This window comes from Saccharopolyspora sp. NPDC002686, from assembly GCF_040295745.1.
Taxonomy (GTDB): domain Bacteria; phylum Actinomycetota; class Actinomycetes; order Mycobacteriales; family Pseudonocardiaceae; genus Saccharopolyspora; species Saccharopolyspora oryzae.
Genome location: NZ_JBEOVY010000536.1, coordinates 1 through 3,483, shown reverse-complemented (window position 1 = coordinate 3,483; position 3,483 = coordinate 1). Strand labels below are relative to the sequence as shown.

Below are 3,483 nucleotides of genomic sequence, written 5' to 3'. Positions count from 1 at the left end.
GCCCGGATCTCGGCGCGCTGCACCTGCACCGGCACGTCCAGCTTCTCCCGCAGGTCAGCGGCGTCGATCCGCAGCTGCTCGCGGCGGTCCGCGCGGGTCGTGAACAGCACCAGCACCAGCTCGGCGGCCAGGTGCGAGCTGACCGCGGCGAACGGCAGCCCCCACAGCAGCCACTGCCCGAACCCGATGCCGGAGCCGATCGCGGCGTCCAAGATCTGGCTGGTGATCAGGTGCGCACCGGCTCCGACCAGCGTCGCGACCGCCGACAGCAGCACCACCGTCGGGAACAGCAGGGCCAGCGCCCGCACCAGCCGAGGCCGTGCGGCGAACGCGCCGGCCAGTGCGCAGTAGACGGGCACCACCAGCGCCGCGCGACCGCTGGTGCTGGGCACCAGCAGAGCTGTGGCCAGCAGGCCGAGCGTGATCAGGTGGAACAGGCCGCGGGCCGACCGGGCCTGACCGACCAGCGCGACGGCCAGCCGCGCGGGCAGCCCGGTGCGGTTGATCCCGGCGGCCAGCACGAACGCCGCCACCAGCAACCAGATCTGGTCGTCGCCGAGCGACGCGAAAAGCTGCTCCGCGTCCAGCGCACCCAGCACGACCAGCGCAGCAGCCGCCGCGAGCGCGACGAAGGTGTCGTCCAGGCGGTTGCTCGTCCAGCCGAGCACCGCCGCGACGAACACCAGGACGGTGATCAGCCCGGTCCGGCTCAGCTCCCCGGGCTCGGTGGTGTCCGGTGCGGTGAGCGCCGCCGCCACCCCGAACAGGAGCAGCGCGCCCGCAGTGATCGCGATGGCCCAACCGCGCTCGCGGTGCGGTTCGGACATCTCGCGGGTGGTGCGCACCGGACTCGTGGCGTAGTCGGTGCGGACCCGCTCGGTGTCCTGGTCGCCGTTCATGGTGTCCACGATCGAACGTCCCGCTGAGACGTGCGTGAACCGCTCATGAAGGCGTGTTCATCTTCTCCGGGTAGTTTTCCACACCCCTGTGGACAACTTTGTCCACAGGGGTGTGACCAGGGAAAACACCAGCATCTGCGGGTGCTGCGGCGCAAAGTTATCCACAGCTGTGCACAGGTCTCAGCGACGCGTGCTGACCAGCACCAAACCGATGCCGATCAGTCCGATGCCGCACCACGCACCGGCTCCCAACCGCTCACCGACTACGAGAACGCCCAGGACGGCGGCGACCACCGGCTCCAGCAGGCTCAACGTCGTCGCCACGCTGGTGGACGTGCGGCGCAACCCGGCACCGAACAGCACGTAGGCGAGCCCCATCGGGATCACCGCCAGGTACCCCGCCACGACCAGCCCGGACGGCGAGCTCAGCAGCGGCCCACCGGTGAACGCGAGCACCGGGAGCAGGACCAGCGAACCGGAGCCGAACATCGCGCCCATCACCGCGCGCGACCCGTGCCCGCGACGCATCATCCGGGCCGCCGACCACGAGTAGACGACGTAGGAAGCGCTACCGAGCAGACCGAGCAGCGCGCCGAGCACGGTGCTCGCACCGGCACCGGTCCAGCCGCCGGTGATCAGCAGCAGACCGAGCACGGACAGTCCGGCGGACAGCGCCCACCGGCCGTCCAGCCGGACGCCGTCCGCGACCCGCTCCAAGATCGCGGCGAACACCGGCGCCGAACCGAGCGTGACCACGGTGCCGACGGCGACCCCGGCCAGCGCCATCGACGAGTAGAACGCCAGCGGGTACACCGCCACCGCCAGCGCGCCCACGACCAGCAGGCCGAGCTGCCCGGACCGCAGCACGTCGAATGCGGAGCGGCCCGCGATCGCGAGCAGCAGCAGGCCGCCGAAACCCATGGTGGCGGCCCCGATCGACAGCGGACTGGCGTCAGCGGGGGCGAAGCTGGCCGCGGTACCGGTGGTTCCCCACAGCGCGGAAGCCAGCAGGACGAGGAAAGGACCGGACAGGAACGAGGTCCGGACGCGCGCGGGCGCGTCGAGCAGTTGATCCGACAAGGTGAACTCTTCCGTTCGAAGACCGACGAGGACCAGTCGAACGGGGGCGCGTGCGTGCAGGAGGGTTTCCGGACGCCTGTTTCAGGCAAGACCCAATGAGGACTGCACAGCTGGATGAGGCGACGGCCGGTTCAACGCGAACAGCCGTCGGGAGCGCCGCCCGTCAGCAGGACGGCGGCGGGGTTACGCGACGCCAGTACGAGTTCACGACGTACACCCTAACGGGTCACGGCGGCGTCCGGAACGTGTTCCGCACGGCATTCCCGGGCCGCGCCGGCGCCTCACCCCGACGCTCCGCGGAGGTCTGCGATGGCGATCCTGCACACCGACATCCCGACCCGTTCCCAGGTCGATGCGCTGCTGACCGCGCGCGACCCGCACAGCGCGTCGCTGTACCTGCCGACCGATCCGGCGTCCAACGGCGATGCCGAGCGCGTCGAGCTGAAGAACCTGACCAGCAGCGCGCTGGAACAGCTCCGCGAGGGCGGTGCGGACAAGGACGAGGTGGGCGAGCTCGCCGACCAGCTCGCCGACCTCGCCGACGACGAGATGTTCTTCCGCTACCAGGCCCGCAGCCTCGCGGTCTTCGCCACGCCGACGTCGATCACCACCTTCCGGCTGCCCAACCAGCTGCGCGCGGCGGCCGAGGTCTCCGACCGGTTCCACCTCAAGCCGCTGCTGCGCTCGATCACCTTCCCGCACACCGCGCTGGTGCTGGCGCTGGCGCAGAACTCGGTGCGGTTGCTGGAAGTGCTGCCCGAACTGGACCCGGTGGCCATCGAGGTGTCCGGCATGCCGACCGACATCGACAGCGCGGTGGGGCGGGCGTTCCCGGCCGACCGCTCGCCGATCCGCCGGTTGCAGGCCGACGAGGGGAAGAAGGTGCGGATCCGCCAGTTCGCCCGCGCGGTCGACCGCGCGCTGCGCCCGGTCCTGCGCGGCGACGTGCCGCTGATCCTGGCCGCCACCGAACCGCTGCAGAGCATCTTCCGGTCGGTCAGCGGCGCCCCCGAGCTGGCCCCGGTCGGGCTGACCGGAAACCCGGAGGAGAGCACCGACCGAGAGCTAGCTTCGGCGGCCCGCAGCGTCCTCGACGACCTGCACGCGGACCGGCTGCGCGAGCTGCACCGGCTGTTCGACCTGCGCACGGGGCAGGGGCGGACGGTCACCGACGTCGCCGGCGTGGCCAAGTACGCGACGATGGGCGCGGTGGACACGGTGTTCGTGGACATCGACAGCACGACGCCGGGCGTCATCGACGAAGCCGGCGCGATCGAGTTCGAGCCGACCGGGGCGTCCTCCTACGGCCTCCAGGACGAGATCGCCCGCCGCGTCTGGCTCACCGGCGGCCACGTCCTGGCGGTCCGCCGCGACGACATCCCGGCCGGAGCCGAAACCGCCGCCATCCTCCGCTACGCCCCCTGACCGGTGCGCGTTTCCGCAGGTGGTGACCCGTGAGTACTTTGGGTTGCTATAGCCACCCAAAGTACTCACGGGGCTTGAC

General features: G+C 71.1%; 3 protein-coding genes. 1 reads left to right on the top strand and 2 read right to left on the bottom strand.

What is annotated here, in order from left to right; all coding sequences use genetic code 11:
* Window positions 1-899, bottom strand: an 899-nt coding sequence (locus ABTZ89_RS37125) for an SLC13 family permease (protein WP_351053825.1), incomplete at its 3' end; no start/stop codon positions are given.
* A gap of 180 nt (window positions 900-1,079) precedes the next feature.
* A complete protein-coding gene (locus tag ABTZ89_RS37120; RefSeq protein ID WP_270952775.1) occupies window positions 1,080-1,979 on the bottom strand; it encodes a DMT family transporter in 900 nt (299 codons plus the stop codon).
* 309 nt (window positions 1,980-2,288) lie between these two features.
* Here ABTZ89_RS37120 and ABTZ89_RS37115 point away from each other — a divergent pair, with 309 nt between their 5' ends.
* Window positions 2,289-3,404, top strand: a complete 1,116-nt coding sequence (locus ABTZ89_RS37115) for a baeRF11 domain-containing protein (protein WP_351053821.1) — start codon at window positions 2,289-2,291, stop codon at window positions 3,402-3,404.
* Window positions 3,405-3,483 lie beyond the last annotated feature (79 nt).